General features: G+C 45.8%; 25 protein-coding genes and 1 pseudogene. 11 read left to right on the plus strand and 15 right to left on the minus strand.

Annotation, left to right across the window (positions count from 1 at the left end):
- Positions 1-126 precede the first annotated feature (126 nt).
- The 3 genes from QH73_RS18895 to QH73_RS18905 form a co-directional block, all read right to left on the minus strand.
- Complete coding sequence (locus QH73_RS18895; RefSeq protein ID WP_132867370.1) at positions 127-2,028, minus strand: cellulase family glycosylhydrolase; 1,902 nt, start codon at positions 2,026-2,028, stop codon at positions 127-129.
- 154 nt (positions 2,029-2,182) lie between these two features.
- Entirely contained in the window at positions 2,183-4,939 is a 2,757-nt protein-coding gene (locus QH73_RS18900) for a glycoside hydrolase family 10-like protein (protein ID WP_039715906.1), read from the minus strand.
- Complete coding sequence (locus QH73_RS18905; protein WP_039715905.1) at positions 4,939-6,267, minus strand: TIGR03279 family radical SAM protein; 1,329 nt, start codon at positions 6,265-6,267, stop codon at positions 4,939-4,941. Before QH73_RS18905 ends, QH73_RS18900 begins: the two co-directional genes overlap by 1 nt.
- Before the next feature lie 10 nt (positions 6,268-6,277).
- Between QH73_RS18905 and QH73_RS18910 the strand changes: the two genes are divergently transcribed.
- Positions 6,278-6,484, plus strand: a complete 207-nt coding sequence (locus QH73_RS18910) for a hypothetical protein (RefSeq protein WP_132867372.1) — start codon at positions 6,278-6,280, stop codon at positions 6,482-6,484.
- On the opposite strand, the gene QH73_RS18915 is transcribed toward QH73_RS18910, so the two are convergent.
- The gene (locus tag QH73_RS18915) at positions 6,470-7,432 is read right to left on the minus strand and encodes an undecaprenyl-diphosphate phosphatase (protein ID WP_039715904.1); all 963 of its coding nucleotides are present in this window, start codon (positions 7,430-7,432) and stop codon (positions 6,470-6,472) included. The two genes, QH73_RS18910 and QH73_RS18915, sit on opposite strands and share 15 nt — an antisense overlap.
- A gap of 285 nt (positions 7,433-7,717) precedes the next feature.
- Here QH73_RS18915 and QH73_RS18920 point away from each other — a divergent pair, with 285 nt between their 5' ends.
- On the plus strand, positions 7,718-8,269 hold the full coding sequence (locus QH73_RS18920; protein ID WP_132867374.1) for a Uma2 family endonuclease: 552 nt from the start codon (positions 7,718-7,720) through the stop codon (positions 8,267-8,269).
- Between the two features lie 8 nt (positions 8,270-8,277).
- Here the strand turns inward: QH73_RS18920 and QH73_RS18925 are convergent, their stop codons facing one another.
- A complete protein-coding gene (locus tag QH73_RS18925; protein WP_039715902.1) occupies positions 8,278-9,927 on the minus strand; it encodes a Ppx/GppA phosphatase family protein in 1,650 nt (549 codons plus the stop codon).
- Positions 9,928-10,071: 144 nt separating this feature from the next.
- Here QH73_RS18925 and QH73_RS18930 point away from each other — a divergent pair, with 144 nt between their 5' ends.
- Positions 10,072-10,959, plus strand: coding sequence for a 4-hydroxybenzoate solanesyltransferase (locus QH73_RS18930; RefSeq protein WP_039715901.1), 888 nt, complete (start codon positions 10,072-10,074; stop codon positions 10,957-10,959).
- A gap of 168 nt (positions 10,960-11,127) precedes the next feature.
- Here the strand turns inward: QH73_RS18930 and QH73_RS18935 are convergent, their stop codons facing one another.
- Positions 11,128-11,706, minus strand: a complete 579-nt coding sequence (locus QH73_RS18935; RefSeq protein WP_039715900.1) for a Uma2 family endonuclease — start codon at positions 11,704-11,706, stop codon at positions 11,128-11,130.
- 576 nt (positions 11,707-12,282) lie between these two features.
- On the opposite strand from QH73_RS18935, the gene QH73_RS18940 reads away from it, so the two are divergent.
- The 3 genes and pseudogenes from QH73_RS18940 (at position 12,283) to QH73_RS18950 (ending at position 13,123) form a co-directional block, all read left to right on the plus strand.
- Positions 12,283-12,516, plus strand: a complete 234-nt coding sequence (locus QH73_RS18940; RefSeq protein ID WP_236147081.1) for a hypothetical protein — start codon at positions 12,283-12,285, stop codon at positions 12,514-12,516.
- A gap of 61 nt (positions 12,517-12,577) precedes the next feature.
- A pseudogene (locus QH73_RS18945) lies at positions 12,578-12,852 on the plus strand (BrnT family toxin).
- 7 nt (positions 12,853-12,859) lie between these two features.
- Positions 12,860-13,123 (plus strand): hypothetical protein, encoded by a 264-nt coding sequence (locus QH73_RS18950; protein ID WP_374189048.1) that lies wholly within the window; start codon positions 12,860-12,862, stop codon positions 13,121-13,123.
- A gap of 66 nt (positions 13,124-13,189) precedes the next feature.
- Here the strand turns inward: QH73_RS18950 and QH73_RS18955 are convergent, their stop codons facing one another.
- The 5 genes from QH73_RS18955 to QH73_RS18975 all read right to left on the minus strand — a co-directional run bounded on the left by QH73_RS18955 (position 13,190) and on the right by QH73_RS18975 (position 17,871).
- Positions 13,190-13,300, minus strand: a complete 111-nt coding sequence (locus QH73_RS18955; protein ID WP_236147082.1) for a DUF433 domain-containing protein — start codon at positions 13,298-13,300, stop codon at positions 13,190-13,192.
- Between the two features lie 107 nt (positions 13,301-13,407).
- Complete coding sequence (locus tag QH73_RS18960) at positions 13,408-15,171, minus strand: DUF3685 domain-containing protein (protein ID WP_309476509.1); 1,764 nt, start codon at positions 15,169-15,171, stop codon at positions 13,408-13,410.
- A gap of 50 nt (positions 15,172-15,221) precedes the next feature.
- Positions 15,222-15,656: a Fur family transcriptional regulator gene (locus QH73_RS18965; RefSeq protein ID WP_039715897.1), complete on the minus strand. Its 435-nt coding sequence runs from the start codon at positions 15,654-15,656 to the stop codon at positions 15,222-15,224.
- A gap of 459 nt (positions 15,657-16,115) precedes the next feature.
- Positions 16,116-17,120: a GTPase ObgE gene (gene obgE / locus QH73_RS18970; protein ID WP_039715896.1), complete on the minus strand. Its 1,005-nt coding sequence runs from the start codon at positions 17,118-17,120 to the stop codon at positions 16,116-16,118.
- A 91-nt stretch (positions 17,121-17,211) separates the two neighbouring features.
- Entirely contained in the window at positions 17,212-17,871 is a 660-nt protein-coding gene (locus QH73_RS18975; protein ID WP_039715895.1) for a Mo-dependent nitrogenase C-terminal domain-containing protein, read from the minus strand.
- Between the two features lie 112 nt (positions 17,872-17,983).
- Between QH73_RS18975 and QH73_RS18980 the strand changes: the two genes are divergently transcribed.
- The 3 genes from QH73_RS18980 to QH73_RS27880 all read left to right on the plus strand — a co-directional run bounded on the left by QH73_RS18980 (position 17,984) and on the right by QH73_RS27880 (position 19,456).
- Entirely contained in the window at positions 17,984-18,352 is a 369-nt protein-coding gene (locus tag QH73_RS18980; RefSeq protein WP_039717536.1) for an EamA family transporter, read from the plus strand.
- 43 nt (positions 18,353-18,395) lie between these two features.
- Entirely contained in the window at positions 18,396-18,545 is a 150-nt protein-coding gene (locus QH73_RS18985) for a hypothetical protein (RefSeq protein WP_165587736.1), read from the plus strand.
- Positions 18,546-18,718: 173 nt separating this feature from the next.
- Entirely contained in the window at positions 18,719-19,456 is a 738-nt protein-coding gene (locus QH73_RS27880; protein WP_039715894.1) for a hypothetical protein, read from the plus strand.
- Positions 19,457-19,598: 142 nt separating this feature from the next.
- Here the strand turns inward: QH73_RS27880 and QH73_RS18995 are convergent, their stop codons facing one another.
- Both QH73_RS18995 and QH73_RS19000 read right to left on the minus strand, forming a co-directional pair.
- The gene (locus QH73_RS18995) at positions 19,599-20,159 is read right to left on the minus strand and encodes a phycobiliprotein lyase (RefSeq protein WP_039715893.1); all 561 of its coding nucleotides are present in this window, start codon (positions 20,157-20,159) and stop codon (positions 19,599-19,601) included.
- A gap of 222 nt (positions 20,160-20,381) precedes the next feature.
- Entirely contained in the window at positions 20,382-21,053 is a 672-nt protein-coding gene (locus tag QH73_RS19000) for a HEAT repeat domain-containing protein (protein ID WP_039715892.1), read from the minus strand.
- Between the two features lie 466 nt (positions 21,054-21,519).
- On the opposite strand from QH73_RS19000, the gene QH73_RS19005 reads away from it, so the two are divergent.
- Positions 21,520-21,723, plus strand: coding sequence for a hypothetical protein (locus QH73_RS19005; RefSeq protein WP_132867376.1), 204 nt, complete (start codon positions 21,520-21,522; stop codon positions 21,721-21,723).
- A 39-nt stretch (positions 21,724-21,762) separates the two neighbouring features.
- Complete coding sequence (locus tag QH73_RS19010) at positions 21,763-22,026, plus strand: hypothetical protein (protein WP_015153745.1); 264 nt, start codon at positions 21,763-21,765, stop codon at positions 22,024-22,026.
- 148 nt (positions 22,027-22,174) lie between these two features.
- On the opposite strand, the gene psbD is transcribed toward QH73_RS19010, so the two are convergent.
- A complete protein-coding gene (gene psbD, locus QH73_RS19015; protein ID WP_015153746.1) occupies positions 22,175-23,233 on the minus strand; it encodes a photosystem II D2 protein (photosystem q(a) protein) in 1,059 nt (352 codons plus the stop codon).
- 305 nt (positions 23,234-23,538) lie between these two features.
- Complete coding sequence (locus QH73_RS19020) at positions 23,539-24,717, minus strand: AI-2E family transporter (protein WP_039715890.1); 1,179 nt, start codon at positions 24,715-24,717, stop codon at positions 23,539-23,541.
- Positions 24,718-24,761: the final 44 nt, after the last annotated feature.

The following is a 24,761-nucleotide window of genomic DNA, read 5'->3' on the forward strand; positions in this document are numbered from 1 at the left end:
TGAACTCGCCTTTTAGAAAATTGTATCGAGTTTGTCTCTATATTGCGATCGCAATTGAAGTAGAACACTGCGATCGCAATTGAAGTAGAACCCTGCGATCGCAATTGAAGTAGAACACCGTAAATCTCATGCTCGCACGCGAAAATCGTGGATCGACCACCAAGCTTTTTTGTCTTGTTTATTGACGACGCGAATATAACGACCTCTGGCAGGTGAATTTAAGCCGATCGTCGTCACGGGAGAACCTAAACCTTGGTAGACTGGTTTGCCAAATTGGTTGGGATTATTGCCTACATAAACCTCAAATCTCGTTGGGTAATCGTCGGCTGAGGAACCTGCATTCATGACGATCGCTCTAACTGTTTGGGGCGATCGCATATCGACTTGAAACCAGTCCCCATTTGCGATCGCGTCTCCACTGGTATAGCGCGTATCTGGGTTGCGATCGATTGACATATCTGGCGCTTCTCGATCCCACGTACCTTTGCGGCTGGCTGAGGCTTGCCAGTTACGCGAATTTAATTCATTTTTGCCCGCGATCGTTCTTTCAGTTCCAGCACGGTAGACAAGAAATTCGGCAAACGACCAATCGGGCTGTGACTTTTTCGCAAATCTTTGCGGGACGATTCTGATATACCTAGCTTTTTGCGTCGGAAAAGACACTTGTGTTCGTGCCACTGCGTTTCCCTTGACACTAGCAACCAACTTTCCTTTTGACTTAGCTGTATTAGAGACATATACCTGATAGTCTCGTAAGAAACTACTAGCGGCTTTGCGAGAATCCATCACGATTCGATTGAACGACTGCGACGAACCCAGATCGACAGCAAACCAATTACTAGAACTCGCATTGGCGATCGCAAATTGCGTCCGAAAGTCATTATCAATTGCGGCTGCGGCATTTCCTCCCGAACTACTTGCTTTCCAGGCAAAACGATTGAGTGAAATGCCTAGTTTTGGTTCGGAGAGATTGTGGGAATCGTCCCATACTTGTTCGCCTAACCAAGTTAAATTTGTCGGGCGACTGCCATTTGTTTTATTCGTACTATCGCCACTCGCCCCACCTGTATCGGACGTTGCTAGTGCGTTCCAATCCCATGCCCAGTAATGCCATACGAGTCTGCCAATGCCGCGCTTTTTTGCCACTGCTAAAGATATACGGGCGGCTTCCGTCACGTCTAAATCTGCTTGTGAATTGCCTGTAGTGGCAGCATACTCGCCAATAATCATTGCCAATCCTTTTTTCTGGACGCGATCGACAAAATTATCGAGTTTATCTAGATTCCAATTCCAATTAACATAAGTATGCAGGCTAAAGACAACTCTTCTTCTCGGATCGGTCTTTAAAAGTTGTTGTCCGTAAGTTAAAAACGCACTGGTAGAGTCTTTAATAAAGTTAGCTTTGGTCGTGCCGTTACCGTCTTCAGAACCAAAGTTATATCCATCAACTACAATAATATTATTTGCACCTGCTTTGCGTATATCTTGTATTAGCAGTTTGTGCATATCATACCAATATTTTTCGACTTTATTTGTGCCACCTGGCTCATTCATAATATTGAACCAGACATAGGGATTATTTTTATAACGAGTGGCAATTTTGCGCCAAAAATTACGCAAGTCTTGTAAGGATGGATTGGAATCTTTAGTATAAAAACTGCCTGAATGGTCGTGACATTCAAGCATGATTACCGTTTTAGGATTGCTGCCAGCGTAGGCTTTGACGTATTTATCTACTAGCTCATCGGTGACAAACCAATTCGGATCGCTACCCGGTTTCAGTACCAATGACAGTCTTACTGTATTAAATTTCCAGACATTTTTGATGAATTTTACGTCTTTGGCGCTCGATTGATCTGTCCAAATGCCAATATTTGCTCCTTTCATCACAAACGGCTGTCCGTTAGGAGCAAAAATTTTCGTCCCTCTAACCGTAAATTCTCTGGCGATCGCTGCTTGAGAAAGCCCTATAAAAATTATGCAAAGAAACGCCACAACAGATATGAGTGTAAAAGAAATTTTTCTCATGGCGTTATACCAATACTGTTCGTTCTTGTCACAGAACCGATCCCCCCTAACCCCCTTTCTAAGGGGGGAATGAATGCCCCCTTTCTAAGGGGGTTGGGGGATCGAGATCTAAAACTTGCTTTTGCATAACTTCTGTTAGCAAACAGTTGCCATTCTAGCGTTGCCGAGCCAAAGGTGACGATGATTTCAGCACAACTCGCTCGCCGTAATTCAATAACCTTTCCAAGGTTGTGAGGCGATTTGACCACACGTTGACTTGGTAAGAATTTTCTAACGCCTGCGATCGCATCCAATTTTTAAACTGATTCTGGAAGCTATTCAACGCTGTTTTAGCTGCTGCTAAGTTACTCGCAGAAGGAGTTTGAGCTAAACGCTCCAAAGCAGTCTCTAAGTTTTGCGATCGAGTATTAAACTCATTCAGTGCCGTCCCCTTCAACCAAAGCCGCTCGTTTGCCAGCAAGAATTGCCACTCCTGGCGCAAGTTAGCGTAACGCGCCGCTGCGGTGTGGAAAGGCTGACGGTAAGGGACTGGTGCAGTCACTTTGACTTTTGTGCCTTGGGTGTTGTGAAAAACTTGCTGAAGGTCATCGTTGAGGTTTTCTACAGCAAAGAGGGCGTAACCGCTCGCGGGTAAGTCTCTAACGAGCTGAATTTGGTCGAATGCACCCATCGTGGGTAAGTTCAGCAGGCGAATTCCTGGCAATAGCAAAGCCGAACCGAGTTTGCTAGAGGTAATCCAGGGTTGAGCGAGGCGTTGAAAACGGTAAGAATCTAGAGCATAGGTCATCGGCACGATCAAATCTACATCGCCGCGATTTGCCCAGACTTCCCAGTGTTGCTGCAACTTATGGGTGCGATCGTGTTCCGACAGGGGAAAGACAGCCACAGACATCACCAAATTGGGGCGCTTTTGCTTCAAGTAGCGGGAAGCTTGAGCGACAAAACTATCGATTTGTTGCGTGCGAAACTGCGTCCACCTTTGCCATAAATCGCGATCGCTCGGCTTAATTGTCGTTGGGTCTACGCCCGTCAGTTGTTGAAACTGCTGCCTTGCGGCAATTCCATAACCATAAGTCCGGTCGGCGCTGGGGTCTTGGAAAGGATAGCGGATGTAGTCTAGTTGCAAACCATCCACGTTGTAGCGGCTGACAATTTCTTCGTAAAGCCGTAATAAATATTGTCTGGCGGCGGGGTTGGCTGGGTCTAAAAATGGTTTACCTTGACCGGGCGGAAATAAACTCCCGCGATTATCGTAACTCGCCCACTCGGGATGAGCGGCAATGACGGGTCCTGGGTAATCGTCGGGTAAATTTATCAGCTTATTATGTCTCTTGTTACCTGCGGCAAAAGTCCACACCCAAGCGTGTAACTCCATATTGCGAGCGTGGGCTAACTTCACCGCTGATGCCAACGGGTCCCAGCCTCTAACGAGCGGGTTGGGTTGAGGTGCAATTTGACTGGGATAGATCGGATAGCCAGCGTTAACGGTTTCAAAAAAGATGGTATTGATCCCAGCAGCAGCGAGGCGATCGAAAATCTTTGCTAATCCTTGCTCCGATCCCGCACGAATAATACTCCCTCGGTCTAGCCACATCGCTCGAATTTCCGGTTGAGCCGCATACTGCTCGACGGGGTAGTTTTGCCATAGCAGTGCTTGTGCCTTGTGCCACTGCTGACGCGCCCCCGCAAAGTCTTTTTGGGCGATCGCCCGGGGTAAAGCCTTAGCAATTGCTTTCGCTTCTGCGACTGCCCTAGCTGCCGATTCTGGCAACGTCCCCAAAAAGGAGCCAGTTGTCGCCACATCTGTTGTTTCAGAGTTAACTAGCTGTGCTGTTGCATGACCATTACGAATATTGCTATTAAAAGCACGAGCTGCTAACTGAGCGCTTTCAAATCTGCCAATCAGATTATCTAACTCTTGTTTCAGGGCAAATGCCTGTACCCCATCTAAACCTGGTGGGGCAATTCGTTCAATTGCTTCATCAGCTGGGAGTTGGCGGTTGGTAGTTGACGGTTGACGGTTGACAGTTGTTTTTTGCTCCCTTAGCTCCCTCAGCTCCCTCAGCTCTCTTTTCCCCGGCTCCCGACTCGTGTACGGGCGGGTTTGCAAACCCGCCCCTACCGACTCCCTACTCCCTACCACCGCACCACTACAACTCTGCGGCGATCCCGTAGCCGACTCAGGCAAGGAAATATACTGACTCAAAGACGCTCTCAACCATGCGCGATCGAAGTCTCCTGGTGATACGTGACTCGAACCCCAACGCCAACCTAAAACCGTGGCGCGATCGCTTTTGACGACTGCGGCTTGATTTATTTGTGACTGCCAAATCGCGATCGGTCTACTATTCACACCAGTGGGAATGACAACTCCTCCCTGCACCAAACCATCATTTCCGGCTGGCTCCAGCCAATCTTTACTATTACCCTGTAAGGTTTGTAAATTGTTGGGAGCATCTAAAGGAAATCCCCAATACGCCCCTAAGAGCGAACTTAAGAGCTGGCGTACCCCTGGCTGACTCATACTTCCAACAGCACCACTGGCTATGACTTTGCCACCCTGACTCATCCATGCTTCTAAGGCAAGTGCTTGGTCAAAGTCAATTTTCTCAACATTGGGTAGAAAGATCACAGCGCGATCGCTCAAATCGCTGGCATTTTTGACAGCAGCTAAATCGACGACGCAATAATTGACTCCCACCGCCTGTAAGCGCGAAGAAATTTCCGTCCACTGAGCAGCATTATCCTCGCTTTTAACTACAGCTAAAACTGCGGATTCTTCTGCGGCTGTAGCAGGTAAATAGAAGGCAAGAGGCAAAAGTAGAGACGCTAGTAACGTCTCTACTAAAAAATTCACAGACCTAGCCCTTACCAGGGTTGGTAAGACAAAAATATTAAAATTTGTAGGCATTACTTAATACAAGTATCGATTAGTTCCTCAACTCCCCTGACTGGGAGAATTGGGATATTTAATTTATGAGATAACTCTTCTACTGTCATATCATCTAAAAAACAGTTTTCGCCATACTTCAGCATTACGGCAGGTAGTATGACTGCGTTACCTAAGTCTTTACCATATAAACCTTCTAATAAATCTTGTCCTGTGAGTAATCCGGTGACAGAAATTTTTTGCCCCCAATAATGACTACACAGAGCTACCATATCTATCCGCAGCCCATTTACTTGATTTAACTGTCGTAAAATTGGTTGAAACGCTTTTTCTACGGCATTGCCAACAACCCAGATAAATCGGCGCGATGGCTCGACTCGCAGTGGTAGATGTTTGGCTGCACTAGCAAAATGTTTTAAAAATAGGCGAATTGAACCCACACCGTTATCGATTTGAGGATAATCTTCATAATGAGATTGCGGTGGTAAATCCTCCCCTGCAACCAAAAACCACTCATCTGCTAACCAGGCAAAGTTAGTGCCTAGCTGCTGGCGGAATTTCTGCTGCAAGGCTTTGACTTGGGCTATAACTTCGGCTGCTTTTTCTGGAGTCACTGGGATTAACTCATCTTCATCTGGACGAAACCGCGTCAAGCCTACTGGTACGACAGCAACAGAAGTCACTGCTGGCACTTCCCCAGGATAGAATTTTGCTAAATCGAGCAATGTCCGTTCTAGATGTACGCCATCGTTAATCCCAGGACAAACAACAACTTGAGCGTGAATTTGCAGTCGTCGTTCTCGAAACCATTCAATCTGCTCTAAAATTTGGGCGGCTCTAGGATTTTTTAGCAACCGCACCCTAATTTCCGGTTCGGTGGCGTGAACTGATACATATAAAGGAGACAGGCGCATTTGTTCGATTCGCTGCCATTCCTTTTGGGTGAGGTTTGTCAGTGTTAGGTATGAGCCATAAAGAAAGCTAAGGCGATAGTCATCATCCTTCAGGTATAAACTCTGTCGCTTACCTGGAGGTTGCTGGTCGATAAAACAGAACGGACAGCGATTGTTACACTGAATTAAACCGTCAAATAGAGCTGTTTCAAACTCTAGTCCTAAATCTTCGTCGTAGTCTTTTTCAATTTCAACCGTATAAGTTTTACCTGCCGCATCTAAGACATCCAGTTGCAGCACTTCATCAGCACACAAAAACTGATAATCGATCAAGTCGCGGGGACGAGTATCGTTGATGGATACGATCGCATCGCCTGGTTCAAAGCCAATCTCAGCGGCAATGGAATCAGGCAAAACCTTAGAAATGCGAGCAGGACGAATAGTGATGTCACTCATATCTTGAGGGGTGAGGAGCGAGGAGTTAGGGGTTAGGGGGAGAAGAACAGCTCGGGGAGAGTCGCGAATCAATTCAATTCACGCCCCACATCCTACACCCCACATCCTACACCCTACACCCCACACCCTACACCCCACACCCTATTACACCACTCACCAATCTCCACTTTCTCTCCCTCACTCCTCACTCCTCACTCCTCACTTAAACATTCGATAACACTCCAAACCCGATCGCCACTAAAATTGCTACACCAAAGGCGAGTCGATACCAGACAAAAATCCAGGTATCCTGAGTTTGCAGAAAACGCAATAACCAAGCGATCGCGAGATAAGAAAAAATAGCAGATGAAATTACTCCGACAATCAAATTTAGAATTCCATCGTTGCCAAGTCCGACTTCTAGAGCGTCTTTCAACTCGACAAGCCCTGAGATTGCAATTGCGGGAATACTAAGTAAGAAGGAAAATCTAGCGGCTTTGGCTCGCTGCAATCCTAGAAATAATCCAGCTGTGAGTGTAGAACCAGAACGAGACACGCCTGGGAATAAGGCGAGTGTCTGAGCCAACCCCATCAATACGCCATCTTTAACCATCGGTTCGTTAAATTTGCGCTTGCGGTTGCCAAAAATCTCTGCTAGCCCCAGCAAACAAGACATGACGATGGAATACACTGCGATCGCTGCTAAGCTACGTAGGGGCGATTTGTCAAAACCAGGATAAAAGATTTTAATCAGCAAGCCGAAAAATACGATGGGAATCGTACCTAAGAAAATACCCAATGCCGTGCCGAATTCTCTCGAACTGTAATCTGAGTTAGCAATTGATTTAGCGGTTCCGGTGACAATTTGCGCTAAGTCTTTCCAGAAGTACCATAGCACGGCTGCAAGGCTACCAAGTTGAATTACAGCAGTGTAGGCAATACCAGGATCTCCCCATCCAAGTACGACTGGTACAACTTTCAAATGTGCCGTGCTGCTAATTGGCAAAAATTCTGTCAATCCTTGAACTATTCCTAGAACGAAGGATTGAACCAAATTCATTCCAGAACTACCTACGGCTGTATCAGGCTGTGCGCTGAGAACCTTAATCGGTATAGCTGTTACTACTGCACCAGCAGCTACACCCAGCATCAGAAGTTTCAACATTTGACGTTGTAATAAAGCCATAGAAGTTAAGGGATAAGAGGTAGGGGGACAAGGGAGACAAGGAAGCAATTCTAGCCGCCAGTCACCAGTCACTAGCCACGCACCACCCGCTTGCTGACAACTGATCACTGACAACTGTTAACTAATTTTCTCGCTACAGCATACCCGCAAACTGCAAATCAGGGGAGGGGTAAAAAAAATCGAAGAATAGATCGGTCAATACTCTAGCGGTTAGTACCTCCTACATACAACCGATCGCGATCGAGTTAGCATGTGAGGTGAGTAGGGGAAAGAAAAGCGATCGCTATGTCTGTAACCAGAGTCAGTTGGACAATAGACGAGTACCATCGAATGATTGCAGCAGGGATTTTGGATAGTCGGCGCGTGGAACTCATAGAGGGAGAAATTGTAGAAATGCCACCAGAGGGAGAACCTCACGCCTATTTCAGTAGTGAAGCAGGAGAATATTCGATCGGATTACTGGGCAATCGCGCCACAATCCGTTTAAGCAAGCCAATTACACTTTCTCATGACTCCGAACTCGAACCCGACATCGCGATCGTACAGCGGTTAGGGCGCGAGTATTTACAGCATCATCCTTACCCTGAAAATATTTTTTGGCTGATTGAATATTCAGATTCCAGTTTAGACAAAGATTTAGAAATTAAAAGTAAAATTTACGCTCAAGTCAGCATTCCTGAATACTGGTTAGTTAATCTAAAAAAGAGACAGCTTATAGTGTTCCGCGATCCTCAAGATGGACAATACGCTACAAAATTTACAATATCTGAAGGAACGATATTTTCATTAGCTTTCTCAGATATAGCTATAGTTGTTAATTCAATTGTGAGCGTGTAGGTTAATTGTTATCTAACTGATACTGTTGCAGGTTCTAAAGCGGCTACTAACTTCACGTCAAATTCTGTTTCAAATAACGCCTTTTTATAATCTAAACTCCACAACTCTAAAGCACAATCATCATTAGGTTGAGACGGAGTTAGATACAAATAAAATTCTTTTGAATCTGAATGGCGATCGCAACGCACGCGCTTAACTGCACCAATTTGACGGCGATCTAAAGCCACGGCTAAGCGTAGAAAAGCACTTAAATGATTGATAATTTGCCGCTCGCGTTTGCTGGGTAAGTTGCGATATGAGTCGTGCTTTTTCTTCGGGTTACTTTTCCGGTGGTAACGAGCAATATTGGCAATAATTTCAATTTCTGTTTCGGTGTATCCTAATAATTCCCCATGTCGAATCAAGTAGTATGAGTGTTTGTGATGAGAGGAATGACTAATAAAGTGTCCGCAATTATGTAACATTGCAGATGCCCACAGCAATTCTTGTTCTTCTAAACCCCATTGGTGCAAAATTCCTTGGGTTTGGTTGAACAAACTCATGGCAAAATGAGCCACGCGATCGCTATGTTCCAAGTTAACTTGATATTTCTGCGCTGTTTTGATGACACTCCGTTGCCGGATCGAACTTTGATAGCGCAGGCGATCTTCAATCAAACCGTGAGTCAGCATCCAGTCTACAATGATGCCTTCTCGCAGCGATCGCTCGCACACTACCAATGTCTCAGCAGCTAACAGTATCATCGCCTCTTGTAAGATTGTCGCCCCTGCCAGGATAATTTCCGAACGGCGATCGTTCATCCCTGGAATTGCTGCCCGTTCGCTGTAATTTAGCTTTCGCAGGCGATCGACTAATTGCCGCAATTCCCTTAAACTAAATTCATACCCAGTCAAGGGAGACGGTACTGTACCCGTTTTTTCTCTGGCAATGATTGTTGCTACCGTTTCAATCGTGCCAGAAGTCCCGACTAAGCGGCAAATTTCCCCTGGCTGTAAGTGTGCCTGCAAGTCTTCTGCCGCACGTTCTAACATCCCCCGCACGTAAGCTTGGAGGTATTGATACTCACCGTTGCTAATCGGATCGGTAGTGATGAATTCTGAGGTAAGTCTGACAGCTCCAATTTTATTACTACTGAGAGAACGCGGTTCGTGGCTATCTCCTAAAATAATTTCTGTAGAGCCACCGCCAATATCAATAATTACATGGGGTTGGTTGTTAAATTCCATCCCCGACAACACGCCAAGATAAATGCGACGGGCTTCTTCATACCCAGAAATTAAGTCAACATTTAAACCGATTTCTTCTCTGACTTGGTGTAAAAACTCGCGTCCGTTAGGTGCTTCGCGGACAGCGCTCGTCGCTACAGCAATAATAGAATCAGCGTTGCAGCTCTTGGCAATGTCTTGAAAACGGCGTAATGTGGCGATCGCCCTTGCCATCACCTCTGGTTTCAATTCTCCCGTTTCTGGGTTGCGATCGCCTAGCCTGACAGTTTCTTTTTCTCTAGTAATGATGGTAAAAGCTGGTAGTTTCGGCTCTATGCTGACTACTACCATATGCAAAGAGTTTGTCCCCATATCGATCGCCGCGAGGATCTGCTCTTGCTCTACAATTTGAGCGGGGATACTCTGCCAGCTAGTGAAAACAGAATCAACCATCTAAATTTACTGGTAATTAACGGCAACAACTGAACGGCAATTATTTAGATGAAGTTATTGAGGTTTTTCTACCCAAACTTCGCGCTATTCTAATTAGGGAAAAAGATACGAACCATTACATCTGCCTATAGTTACCATTTTTCCATGAATACGATCGCACCACAACAGAGTTCCGAACCAACCTGGCTAAAAATTATCCGACTGTTACGCTGGGATAAGCCAGAAGGACGTTTAATTTTAATGATTCCCGCTCTGTGGGCGGTGTTTTTAGCAGCTAGAGCGACTCCACCCTTACTACTAGTAGGAGTCATCGTCTTGGGGACTTTTGCCACCAGTGCTGCTGGCTGCGTAGCGAACGATCTTTGGGATCGAAACATCGATCCGCAAGTAGAAAGGACTCGCAATCGTCCGCTTGCTTCCCGCGCTTTATCTATCCGAGTAGGAATTGTAGTTGGTTGCGTTGCTTTAGTTTGTGCTTTTATTTTGTCTTTGTACTTAAACCAATTATCGTTTTGGTTGTGTGTCGCCGCCGTACCCGTCATTTTGCTTTATCCAGGGGCAAAGCGAGTATTTCCCGTCCCTCAGTTGGTGTTATCTATTGCCTGGGGTTTTGGTGTATTAATTAGCTGGAGTGCCGTCACGGGAAGTTTAGATCGGGCGACTTGGCTGCTGTGGGGCGCAACTTTATGCTGGACGCTAGGATTTGATACAGTTTATGCGATGAGCGATCGCGAGGATGACAAGCGCATCGGTGTGAATTCTAGTGCTTTATTTTTCGGTAAATACGCCCCAGAAGCGATCGCGGTTTTCTTTGCTGGTACTGTGTTTTTACTTGCTTGGCTAGGGGTAGTCATGCACCTACATCTAGGTTTTTGGCTTACCCTAGTCTTGGCTACATCTGGCTGGATTTGGCAATACACTCGGTTACGCAATCCACAGTTACCGAATCCTGCTTACGGAGAAATGTTTCGTCAGAATGTTTGGTTGGGTTTTCTGCTACTTGGGGGAATGATTGCCGGGATTTTGATTTGATAACCCCATGCGCAACCGATCTACTGCCCCCTTTTTAAGGGGGTTGGGGGATCGCAGAACTACGCCACTTACGAGAGATCTCTTTTTAAGGGGGTTGGGGAATCGCAGAACTACGCCACTTACGGAAGATCCCCCCTAGCCCCCCTTGAAGAAGGGGGGAACAAAAAACTATTGACTTGTGGTGAAGGTGACATCCTCGTAAAGTGCTTCTAAGGTTGACTCAAAACCAATACTATCGAGGCGAAATGTTGTCTGCTGTGGCGTGTAAGACTGCAATACCCATAGCCCTTGCTCGTTACGACGAAAGCACTCGACTCGCTGCCGCTTGGTGTTAACTAGGACGTACTCGCGGAGGCTTTCTAGTTCTTGATAATCAAAAAACTTGTCACCGCGATCGAAAGCTTCGGTAGAATCGGACAAGACTTCGACAATCAGACTAGGAAAACACTTGTAAGTAGAGGTTTCGCGATCGCGCGGATCGCAAGTCACCATGACATCGGGATAGTAGAATCGATTCAGCGATTCGATCCGTGCTTTCATGTCAGCAATATAGGCACGGCAACCGGAACCTCGAACATGGCTGCGAAGAAGCGTAGCAAGGTTAAGGGCGATGGTAACGTGGGAATCGCTTGCCCCAGCCATAGCGTAGACTTGCCCATCAACATATTCGTGCTTGATGTTGCTCGCATCCTCCAGTTGGAGGTATTCGTCGGGGGTGAGGTAGGACTGTTGGGGGGAAGCAATCATAGCCAGAATCTTAAGGATGGAATCGTGTCATTCGCGGGCAGTTTGCCTTGGTATTTTAAGATTCTACGTCAGCTTTGGAGTGCTAGGACGTGGAAATAGAATTGCTTCCTTAGGTGGAGCTATTTTGATTTAATCGTGTTGCGATCGCGATAGATAAAATCAATTTTAGATCGATCAAATAGCTTAAGTTGAAGTTAAAGTATCCGCGATCGCTTTTACCGAAATAACATAAGGGGATGAATTTGTGACGCTATTTGATAAAATGTCACGGAAAAAGTACAGATAAATTTTAATATCTTCATCCTGTTTTTAAAAGTGATTCAGAGATATTTAATGTATTGAATGAGAAAATTTGTAAATGATATGCATTTGGTTTTAGTTGAGCTAAAGCCACGGAAAATTTCTAGATAACACGCTAAAACGGGTAGATATGTGGAATATAAATTAGATATATAGAATGTTTCCGTATAATAAATAGTTAGCTGACTTGAGTTTGTAGGTTATGGCAGTAGTTTAGAAATTGCCTGTTAGCTTCAATGATTATTTCGTCGTTCATGTATCAATTTGCTACTGAAAATGTCTAAATACTGGCGTTATCCAGCAAGAGTTCTGGGTTGTTTACGGAACGGAGAAATTACGGTCATTCTTTGTGCTGGTCTTGGACTGGCGGATGGTAGAGATCGGGAAACACTTCCCGCTCAAATGATTCCGATCGACTTGAGAATGCCAAACAGCAAGTTTGATGCGTTGTTCGATCGTGCTTCAGGTTACTTTGTCAAAATCTTACGTAAAGGTAGAAGATTGTCCTGACGCAGACTGAGAGCAAATTAGCTGCTAGACTTGCAAACATGGTTGATAGCGGGTGGTTTGGATGGAATTTGAGTGGAACCCAGAGAAAGCAAGGTCAAACTACGAAAAGCACAATGTTTCTTTTGAGGAAGCCGCTACCGTTTTTGACGATTCGCTGTCCGTCACTTTTCCCGATCCAGATCGTTCAATTGGAGAAAGTCGCTACGTTATCATTGGTTATCTAGATTCGGTCAGCTTTTAATCGTTGCTCACACTGACCGAGGGGAGAAAATACGAATTATCAGTGCCCGGAAAGCTACTCGCCAGGAAAGGAGATTTTATGAACAGGACATCTGATAACGAAATGGAAGATGAGTTACGCCCTGAGTACGACTTTTCTCAACTCGAAGGAGGTGTAAGAGGTAAGTATGTCGAGCGTTATCGAGCAGGGACGAATCTAGTTCTTCTCGATCCTGATGTCGCTCAAGTATTCCCGACCAAGGATGCTGTAAATGAAGCATTGCGGTTATTGATGCAGGTTGCTCAGCGTCAGCCAGCTAACAATCCCGTTGCACCCGACCGTGCAGAGATGACTGGTCAAGTTCGAGAAGATGTTAACGGCGGGTGAACGGGGAGTTCAGCCCCAAGTCCTCGGTAGGTGGTGACAGCAACCTCAAGCTTATCTGTTAGCATCTTAAGCCAAGATAATTGCTCTGACGGGTGTACGAGTTCCTCGGATAATAGGTTCTCCATGTAGAATCTCATCATCCCGAACAACATAAAGATATTCCGTTGCTCGAACCATGCTAATCTCTTAAGTCGGCTATTGTTTGATTGTATCGTTTAGAGCAATTGTCTCAGTGCATCAGACGGCATCACAACCCCAATGCTCGATCGCCGAAAAGTTGCCTTTCACAACCTTTTATTTTTACTTTCCTGCCAAGAACCACCCAAACCTTGTAAAACTCCTCGTCCAATTAAACCAATTGTTTTTCCTACAACTTGCGTCAAAACGAAAATCACTCCTTTACCTACAAACGACACTACTGCTTGTAGGCGAGGTGCGATCGCATCTCGTAATTCAAGAGCTAAAGTTACGATTAAAGGAATTCCTGAAAGTTTTGTTAGTTCGCGATCGCGAGGTGCGTAAATTGATACTTTAGCAATTCCACGCGGTGCTAATAATAACAATTCATAGCGGCTTTCAAATATCTGACGGGGTTCTTCAAAATACGTTCTAGCTCGATACTTCCACGATAAATTATTTCTAAATCGCTCTATCTCCCGTGTGGAAATTAAACGGCGATCGTAATAATTTTGTTTGATAACTTCTAGTTCGGCAAATTGATTCAAAAGTGGCTGTACGACAGCATTTGCAACTTGAATTATCAAATTCTGTAGAATTATTTCCGCTCTTTCCTTCGCCTCCAAACTCTCAGGCGCAAAGGAAGTATTATCAATGACTAAAGGTGTAGCAAATAGCAGATAGGAAAATAGATCGCCAACGAGAGGAATTTTATCTAAAATTGCCGTTTGTACAATAATTTCAGCTTGTAACAAACTATTGACAAAATCTACAGTAATTCCTCCCACTAATAAAGTAGAGTATCTACCAAAAAAATCTATAGTTGTTTCTTGCCACAAATCCCGTAGAATAGCAGCTTGCATTACAGGAAGGCGATCGCTCTGGACTTGGGAAAAGCGTAAATCTGCTAAAATATCCTCTATTTTCTTGAGAATTAACTGTAATAGTTCCCGTTTCTTATCTTCTCGAAAAATATCAATTTCTAAGGGAATAGAAGTCAAATTCTCTAGACTAAATTCTAACCTTTCCCGCGTTGAAGTAAATATGGTGACTGGGGGAGTCTGTAGGGGCGCACGGCTGTGCGTCCGTACTAGAGAGTCAGGAGGGGTGAAGAGCGAGGAGCGAGGAGCGAGGAGCGAGTTTTCTGTTTGTCTCCCTTGTCTCCCTTGTCCCCCTTGTCTCCCTTGTCTCCCTTGTCCTTCCTCATTCCCTACAGCTAACAACCGACTGACAACCCACCGTGCTGCTAATAATTCTCGCCTTTGTCCTGCCAGCATGGCGCGATCGAGCGTAGGCAGTCCAGGTTCTTGCAGCCGTGTCGTGACTTGCGCCAAATTACCGTCTATTTGTTGCAAACCCGATTGGCGCAGGCGATTACGTGTTCCGATTAAAAACCATTGGAAGGGCGGGTTTGTCTGTATTGTCGATCGGCTTCCAGACAGATCTGATAAACCCACCCCTACAATTTTCGACTCCCAATAAGATCGCCCCGCTACTAATTCCCGAATCACACCAATGAGTTCTATTGCGGCAATTCCTTTATGACAAAATCCCTCTACACCCGCTTGTCTTGCTGCGGCGAGTTGACTGGGTTCGGGGTGGCAAGTCAGTATGAGGATCGGCAGGTTAGGATATTGGGTTTTGATTTGCTGACAAAGTTGCCATCCCATGACAGAGGAGTAAGGGAATCTCAGCTCTACGATCGCTACGTCTATTCCCAGTGCTGATATATTCTGCAAGCCAGCCTGACTATCTGCTGCCTCTGCTGCTACTCGTACCTGCGGGTCTTGCTCTAAAACTACCCTTAAACCCGTGCGGTAGATAGAGTCTGGATCGATTAGTAATAGGTTGATAGGGCGATCGCTCATCATGCGTTATTTGGCGCTTCCATGCAGAGCGTACCGCAAATTGTTGTTTTTTGTTACTGCCTGTAGCCGTAAAAATTAATGCTATAGTCAGTAATTTTTACACCTGTCCTGGCTTCAACTTCCCGCAGCAAGGTTTCTGGCAATTCCACCTCAACATCAAGAATTTGAGCGGTATCCAGACAGTTGATGTGGCTGTGGGAGTCGCTGATATTACCGTACAGGCGACCGTCAGCACGCTCGATGCATTCTATAATACCCTGTGTTGACAGCGCTTCTAAGTTTTGGTACACCGAGGTGTGTCCGATGTCTTTACCTTGCTGGTTGAGGCGATCGTAAATTTCTCTTGCCGATAAGTGTTCTTTAGCCTGCCAAAGTAACTCTAGTATAAAACGACGCTGGCGGCTGACGCGCATACCTAAGTGCTGACACCGTTCTAAAGCATCTTCTAGAGATCGAATTGGTTTTACTGCTGCCGCTTCTTGTTGCATATCCGCATCTTTGATCTAAATTTATGTAGCTTAACTACCCATGTCAATGAGTGATGATTCTATCTTCTCTTTAGTTGCAAACACTGAGTCGCTTTGAATTTGTGCTAAGAGCTTCAGGTTAATACGTTTAATCCCATACCGTTGCTAATGACGTTTCGCTTTTGTTTGTAAAAATTACAACCAGCCTAAAACCGTACGAGACTTAACAATTAACTGTCGAGTTCTTAGTTACTTATATGAACTCATTACAAGTTTAATCTATTTTAGATGTAAACGTCTATCAGTTGATAGTTATCAGGGAGCAGGGAGCAGGGAGTGACAAGGGAGAGAAGAGAGCTGAGGGAGCGATCGGGAGCTGAGGGAGCTGAGGGAGAAAAATTACTGCTGGCTCCTGGCTCCTGACTCCTGTATTTTGACTTTTAACTTTTAACTTTTGACTTACGACTTACGACTTACTAATTACCTAACAGCATTTAGCTCGTCGAGCATAGACCAGACTTGTTGCATTAGTGCGTCCAATCCTTGACGGGTGACGGCTGAGATTGGTAAGACTTGCATTCCAGTTTTATGTTTTAACTGGTGGACGATCGCCTCTACCGTAGCCTCATCTACTGCATCGACTTTATTAAGAGCTAAGATTTGGGGACGTTCTACCAGTCCGCGATCGTAGGCAATCAATTCTTGCTGAATAATTTGGTAGTCAGACAACGGTTGTTCGCTACTAGCGTCAACTAAATGGAGTAATAAGCGAGTGCGTTCGATATGACGCAAAAACTCGTGTCCTAACCCAGCTCCTTCATGCGCTCCCTCAATTAACCCAGGAATATCAGCAAATACAGTTCCGTCACCCGTTGGCTTGCGGACGACTCCTAAATTCGGTACTAGGGTAGTGAAAGGATAGTCGGCGATTTTCGGTTTAGCAGCAGATAAAGCAGAAATTAGAGTTGATTTTCCGGCATTAGGTAGTCCAATAATGCCAACTTCTGCCAACAGTTTTAACTCTAAGCGCAATAGTTTGTGTTCTCCAGGCAATCCTGGTAAAGCATACTCTGGAGCGCGGTTGCGATTACTTAAGAAATATTTATTACCCAGTCCTCCCTTACCACCTTCAGCCACACACAAAACTTGACCTGAAAGGACGAGATCGCCGATGATTTCTCCAGTTTCCTTATCGTAGACAACCGTACCGCAGGGAACCTCAAGATATAGGTCTTCGCCTGCGGCTCCCGTGCGGTTATTCGGTCCACCACGTTCGCCATTTTTGGCTTTGAAACTGCGGGCGTACTGAAAATCTAGCAAAGTTTGCAGATTTTCCATTGCTACTAAGAACACAGAACCGCCTTTACCACCATTTCCGCCAGCAGGTCCACCAGCAGGGACATACTTTTCGCGCCGGAAGGCGACGATTCCATCGCCACCTTTACCAGCTAGTACTTCAATTTCCGCGCGATCGATAAATTGCATTTTTTAATGGGTTAGGGGTTAGGGGTTAGGAGTTAGAGAAAGAGGCAGAGTAAAAATCTTGTTCCATTGCCTACTCCCTACTCCCTACTGCCTAAATATATTCTGAAACATCTTCGCCACAGTCATCTGCCAAGTAGGACAAGGCACGGAAGCGCAAGCCTACTAGTTGTTCGTACAGTGGGTTGAGCTTGCATAAAGGGGGAATGTGGACGACTTTATGACCGAAGAGTTTGATATCTCGTTCAAAAGGACATTGGGGAGGTATCATTTTACATAAAAAACGGGCGACTTTGGGATCCTGGATTTCTAACCCATCGAGCCAGTCGCGCACGGGGTGGAGTACATCTATATGGGGATAAGAACCTAACTCATCTTGCGGGCGATCGCATAGAGTATGACGCAGGGAGACAAGTACGTTATCTTGTAGACCGAGGGCGTGGCAGAACTGATGTAACAGCTCGTCTTCGGGGGTAGAGTAAGTACCATCGGCGATCGCCACCATGACAGCTGTGCGTAAAAAGTTTTCTGCCATGTTCTGGTTTTGTCCCAGTGCCGCAGCCAGTTCCTCTACGGTAATTGGTGTTATGGCACTTAGCTTGTCTGCGGGTTTTAATTCTCCTAGTGCCAGAGTCGGAATGAGTTCTCGTTCGTGTGCCTCAAAATCACCATCTGCCCAGGCTACTGCCAGTAAACCGCGCAGCCAAGCTTCAATTTGCTCTTGCGTGTTTGGAGAAATCGCCAGATTTGTCATAAGGTTTCTACCTACAAATTTGCCAAAACATGCCGAAACAATATTAGCGTTAAGCGATGCTCAAGAAGAGCGTAAACTAGTAAACCGAATTAATTGCCACGAGGATTATTGCGTGACTTTACCAGAATTCGGATTGTTCTTAATTTCGATCCTAGCGAGTGTAGCTGGGCAATGGTTACTAAAATCAGGGGCATTAAAGTTAGGAAAAGTTAATGCCACTAATATGTTTAGCCATTTGCTCGGAATCTTAAGCACTCCAGAGTTGCTGGTAGGATTGGCTTGCTATGGCATGGGAGCATTCTTCTACATCCTGGTATTGACGAGAGTAAACCTAAGTGTTGCTGGTCCAGCTGCTTCCCTGTCCTATGTTTTCTCAGTCATATTGGGTTATTTTGTCTTTCGAGAGTCAATTCCTTTAAATCAAATCATCGCTTTAGGATTTATCGTTGCTGGAGTCATACTATTGGTATGGCGAAAGTAGAGGCGGAGGGATTCGGAATTGAGAATTCGGAATTATCAACCTCTTGTCTTTCGTTTCATGTCTGCGATCGCGCATCGCTCTGCTGTACGGAAAGGTTGTAACTACAGAATTTTTGGCGATCGCACCCAGAGCTGCAAAATACTCGTCCCTACAAATCCTGACAATTGATAACTTTTACAGACGTTACATGTAACGTCTGTACACTAACAACTGAATAACCGATCGCTGCTGCTAAATTAAAACAATATAAATTTCGTTGTGCAGTTAGGCAAGAGCAACTTATTATCCTTACGGGGGGATTGTGCGTATAAATAAAATTAGGCTAAATTCGATCGCATGTTTTATTGTAGAAGTGTAGGCTAGCTAATGTTGACACAAGCTTGGAATCCAACTGCTGATAGCGCAGTCGCATTATTACTACACTATATCTTCGACCTGGGTGGTCATAATGCTCGCGAATTAGTCGAACGCTGGCTGAGATTTTATCCCGCAAACTGGGTGCGCTTGGCAGCAATCGAAGCTCTTTACCAAGGTCGTTATAAAGCAGTCTCCGTCGAGCAAATCTTAAGTATCTGGCAGCGGCGAGGTCAGATCCAACCTCATTTTAATTGCGAGTTTGAACGACTTGTCTGCGGCAACATTCAACCACGCTTGAGCGCCCAGCCCAGCTATCCGTTATTACCCGAAGTTCATTATCGTCCAATCGCGATCGCACCTGTTACACCACTGAATCGTGGCGATCGCCGAACCAGTGGAGCGATAACGGATACCACTTCTACTCAACCTAGGCAACTGAATGATGTTGCTCGTCACCTTCATAAAATCAGAGCTAACGCCAGTCATAAACGATCGGCTGCGGTTGCAGTCGTAGAGATTGCTCCTAATGCTACTCCTGCAACTGCTGAACAACATCAGGCATCAGAGCGAGAGACTCAGTGCGATCGCCACGAGTCCGATCTAAAGCGCCATCATCCCTTACCAAGTAGTGCTTCACCTAAATCGAGCGGTAGTTTCCACCAGCCACCAATTCGTCAATTTAACCCAGGAATTACCAAAGCTTCTGATTTTTGTACTAAACTCAAAGCAATTTCTCAATATCGCTAACAGCAGGGAACAGGGAGCAGGGAGCAGAGAGTAGAGAAAGAAATATGGCTCCTAACTTCTGAATTGGAGACTTCTCCCCCCTCTTCCTTATCTCCCTTGTCTCCCTTGTCTCCCTCAGCTCTCTTTCCCGTTCCCTCAAAAATTAGTTTGCATTAAAAGCTTCTACTGCTTGTGCAGATGGCTGCACTCCGCCCATGCGAATTTCAGAGGTAAAGGAAGCCATGCTGAAGCCACCAAACCGCTTTAAGACGCTAACTCGCATCCGTAAATTAGGGCTAGCAAACCACAGCCTCTCTTCGGAAAACATGGTTTCGTACTCAGTAATTAGAGTCAGTGCTTTATCGCCACCCATCATGTAGCGTCCGGCAACAGGTGCTTTTTCAGCATAACCCATTTCCCGTAACAGCTTACCTCGATCGGGGTTATCGGCATCAGGGACAGAAACCAGCACGGTAGAGCCAGTGTGTTTTTCTTCATCCCATTCCATCGTCCCATTCCAGCTGACTCGCGCCCCGCACGTTGCCAAGCCAGGTTCGATTTCATATTGTTCGCAAAGCTTAATGACCTCTGGGCAATCCAACGCCAGCGTTTCAATTACAATATCCGATTTGCCATCCTCAGCTTGTTTAAAGGCAAGGTGGTGACTGGTGCGATGGGAAAACCATTTACCAGCACTCAGCTCAAAAAACTCTTGAATATTCATGCAGCTACGATCCTAAAGCAACAGTTCTTAAAATTTCTCTTAATTTAGAGTAACAGGAGTCAGTTGTCAGTTGTCAGTTATCAGTTATCAGTGAATAGGAGTTGTAGGGGCGGGTTTTGAGTCTATAGAGCGATCCGCCTGAGTCGTGAATTTTTTACTAAACCCGTCCGTACTGACGTTTCAGAATTTTGAATTTTGAATTCTAACTGTCCCCCTTGTCTACTAAACCGACTCCCCCAAGCGTTGGAGTGAGATTCTGGCGGCTTCTGCAACTTGAAAATGATTGTCTTTTTCCATGTATCTGAGGGCAGAAAAGCTTTTAGGACTGGGAAGGTTGCCCAATGCTTCTGCGAGGCGCTGTCTCACCAACCAATCTTCTGATTGAGCGAAGCGAAGGATTGGCTCGATCGCTTCTAAGTCTCTAATTTCCCCAATTGCCGCGATCGCTGCCTGTTGTATGACTATTTCATCACTATCTAAGGCTTGTAGCAAGACTTGCCGAGCGCGAGGATCTTTGAGGTTGCCCAGCGATACTGCTGCACTAAAGCGGACTAACCATTCCGTATCTTCATAGAAAGCCCGAATTAATGGTTCAACTCCACGCGGGTCGCCCAAATACCCTAACGCGCCAGCGGCATCAGCGCGAATGCCGTAGTCTGCGTCGGTTTCTAGCAAGCGCACTAAAATTGGATAGCATTCGTCTGTATGCTTTATACCTAGAGCAAATACAGCCATCGAGCGAATTTGCAAAATCTCATCATCGAGGACTTTTTTAATCAAAGGTACGGCTTCAACAGCTGGGACGTGACGCAGCTGGGCTAAAGCCACCATGCGATCGCGACTATTGGGGCTGTCTAGCTGAGCAGAAATTTCCTCTGTGCTAGGATGAGCCATGAATTTAGAACCACCTTTTACAATCTTCTCTAGTCTAGAATTATCATTCTTTGAGCCTATAAATAAATTCTTCCAATAGAAGTAATTGAAATGGTTGGGAATGAATAATTAGTAGGCGATCGCAGTTACGTCTGCTCCCCCTATAAAAAGCTATCCGCTCCTACTAGGGATCTTGCGATCGAAGTAAGAGCGGTCTAGTTGGGTCTTCAGATTGAAACCTGACTGCCGGAAGGAACTCCAAACCAGCCTGGGTCTTTGAGTTATCTCAGTCTCAAAAAGACTAAGGCTAACTTTAGAGAACGGCTCCGGCGCGCAGCCGGCTAGCTTCAACCTGATGACCCATGCATTTACTACTTTCTATCATGGGCATCACCTCCTTGTTGCCTAAGCGGTCTTAGTCTCAAGAGGTCAGAGCGTGTAGCCCTGCCGTCGTTTGCTTTACTTAAGATAACACACGATTTGCGTTTTGCGTGAAATCAGTTGTCAGTTATCAGTTGTCGTAGGGGCGGGTGCGCGCAAACAGATTCACGGCTCAAGCCATAATCTTCGTTCCAAACCCGCCCGTACAGTTATCAGTTATCAATTACCGTCAATCCTCAACCGTCTTCACGTAGCGTTTACTGTCAGCTGTCAACTGTTAACTGTCAACTATTCCACTTCTTCATACTGAGCGATCGCCAAAACAAGATTTGATTAAGCAGAGCAATTTGTGATACTTTTCATTATCCGTAGGGGAATGCTTTCAGCAGAATCGAAGCACGACTTATTGATTATGCTGGCAGCAAAACCCAAGCCTAAACTTTCTACCCTTCTATTTTTTATTGCCTTCAGCTTGGCTGTACCAGCATTTTTTAACCTCAAAGTTTGTCTTCCTCCTGCAATGTTTTGCTTTCTGCTAGGAAGCTTAGTAGAGGGAGTCGAAGTCGTAGCAGACAAGAATCAGAAGCATCGAGATAAAAGATTCAAAGCGTAATCGGTCTCATCAAAATGCAAAGCACAAAAAGCCTCCACTAAGTTGTGGAGGCTTTGGTTTATAAAAGGAAGAAAGTTAACATCCTATCGCAACCCATAGATTGCTGACCATCAAGTCGAGAGGTTCGTAAACACTTCTCTTGACAAGATTAGAGTGCGTTACCGCGAGGTAGAACCTCCTCAGGGAACTCGAAGTTTTCGTGGGGTTGGTCTTGAGGTGCCATCCAGGCACGGATGCCCTCGTTGAGCAGAATGTTCTTGGTGTAGAAAGTCTCGAACTCGGGGTCTTCCGCTGCCCGCAGCTCTTGAGAGACGAAGTCATATGCCCGCAGGTTCACCGCCAAGCCGACGACTCCCACTGCACTCATCCACAAACCAGTCACTGGCACGAACAGCATGAAGAAGTGCAACCAGCGCTTGTTGGAAAAGGCAATCCCGAAAATCTGCGACCAGAAGCGGTTTGCCGTCACCATCGAATAGGTCTCTTCCGATTGAGTCGGGTTGAAGGCAGGGAAGGTGTTGGAGCTATCGCCGTCTTCAAACAGCGTGTTTTCCACCGTTGCCCCGTGAATCGCGCACAACAGCGCTCCTCCTAATACCCCGGCGACTCCCATCATGTGGAAGGGGTTGAGCGTCCAGTTGTGGAACCCTTGGAAGAACAGCAAGAAGCGGAAAATCGCCGCGACTCCAAATGAAGGCGCAAAGAACCAGCCGGACTGTCCTAAGGGGTAGAGCAAGAAGACGCTGACAAAGACCGCAATTGGTCCGGTGAATGCTAAAGCGTTGTATGGTCTGATCCCCACCAAGCGGGCAATTTCTAACTGCCGCAGGCAGAATCCAATCAGCGCAAATGCCCCGTGTAAGGCGACAAATGCCCACAAGCCCCCCAACTGACACCAGCGCGTGAAGTCCCAGTTCGCTTCTGGTCCCCACAAAAACAGCAATGAGTGTCCCATGCTGTTGGCTGGGGTCGATACGGCTACGGTTAAGAAGTTGGCTCCTTCCAGGTAGCTGCTGGCAATCCCGTGGGTGTACCACGAGGTGACGAATGTGGTTCCGGTCAGCCATCCACCTAGTGCTAGGTAGGCGCAGGGGAATAATAATAGCCCTGACCAACCGACGAATACAAATCTATCGCGCTTGAGCCAGTCGTCGAGAACGTCAAACCATCCTCTTTGACTCGGTGCGCGTCCTACTGCGATTGTCATGAGGACAAATCTCCAAATCTTCTTATGATTACTTTTTTGCGAGCTTTACGCCCAACTTTAAAAGCGTTTACTTTCACGTTAGGCAGAAAGTAGACCGAGTTGTAAACTCACTTTACGAATCTTAACTCACTCTAATTATTATTTGTACAACTGAACCATAAAATGCAACAACCCTATTGGATGAATTCGATCGCGAGATTGCAGATTTTTTCCTGCTCGTAGCAAGATGTAACCCCTAGTTGAACCCGTCTAAGGACGTATCATTTGGAAAATATGATTGGATAATTTTATGAATTGACTTCAAGTTATAAGTTTTTTCTTGCTTCAGTTGCCGCAGCTGACACACTTAGATCTTCCATTTCTGAGAAACGTTTGGTTGAAGTTATACCATCCACCTCAGCATCTGCATCGACATCATCAGCAAAAGGATTGTGGAAGAAAGACCCCGTTTGGGGTGGTAGAGTCGGATCGAGAACAATTTCTGCCAAACTTTTTGCGACTCCAGTTAGGGGAATGGCAAGGATCACACCCAAAAATCCGCCCAATTGCGCCCCCAGTAATAGAGAGATGAAAATAGCCACAGGCGATAAACCCGTCAGATTGCCCATAATCCGAGGTGCAACTAAGTTATCTTTGACTTGTTGTAGGGCAACTGCGATCGCCAAAACCTGAAGCGCAAGCCACCAGTCGATAAAAGCAACTACGATCGCGACTGTACCAATCCCTAAAGTCGCACCGATAAACGGAATAACTTCTGTTAAGCCAATAAAAACAGCAAATAAGAGGAAAAACGGCACTCGCAGTGTCGAAAAAGCGATGGTGAGCGTGACAGCCATAAATAACCCTAGCAAGAGCTGTCCTGAGACAAAGCGCTGGAGATTGCGTTGCAAGGCAGCAGTTAAGCCAGAGCGAATTTGAGGCGAGAGGATACTCGTCAAACTATTCCACACCCTTTCCCCATCAATTAGCATGTAGAAGGAGAGGACTAAAATTAGAATTGCGTCCAAAAACCAATTAAACGTACCAATCGCCAAGCCTAGACTTTTAAATGCGATCGCTTCAGCCTGGGTTTGCAGCCGATCCAATAACAGCGATACAAGCAACTGGACATCAAAGGGTAAGTTATATTGAGCGCTCCAGGCTTGAAAAGTATTTAATTGTTCCTGAGCCGAATCGAGAATGGTTGGTAAGTTATTCACCAACTGCCGCGCCTGGTTAAATACAAGCGGCACTACAGTCAACGCGACAATCGCAAAGACAAATCCCGCTCCCAAGTAGACGAGTCCGGCTGCTACTGTGCGGGGTAAAAAAGTTTGCAATCCAGCTACGGCATAGTTGAGTAAGAAGGCAATTAGAGCGGCGCTAATGACAATACTTAATAATTCGCCCACGTAACCCAAGGCTCGAAGCGTCACCGACACTGAAACCAAGATCAGCAGCCAAGTGATCAGAAATTGTTGAATCGGTAAAAAGGCGCGGTTCATCGTTAGTGAGTGAAGAAAGGGTGTAGGGTGTGGGGTGTGGGGTG

This window comes from Scytonema millei VB511283, assembly GCF_000817735.3.
GTDB lineage: Bacteria > Cyanobacteriota > Cyanobacteriia > Cyanobacteriales > Chroococcidiopsidaceae > Chroococcidiopsis > Chroococcidiopsis millei_B.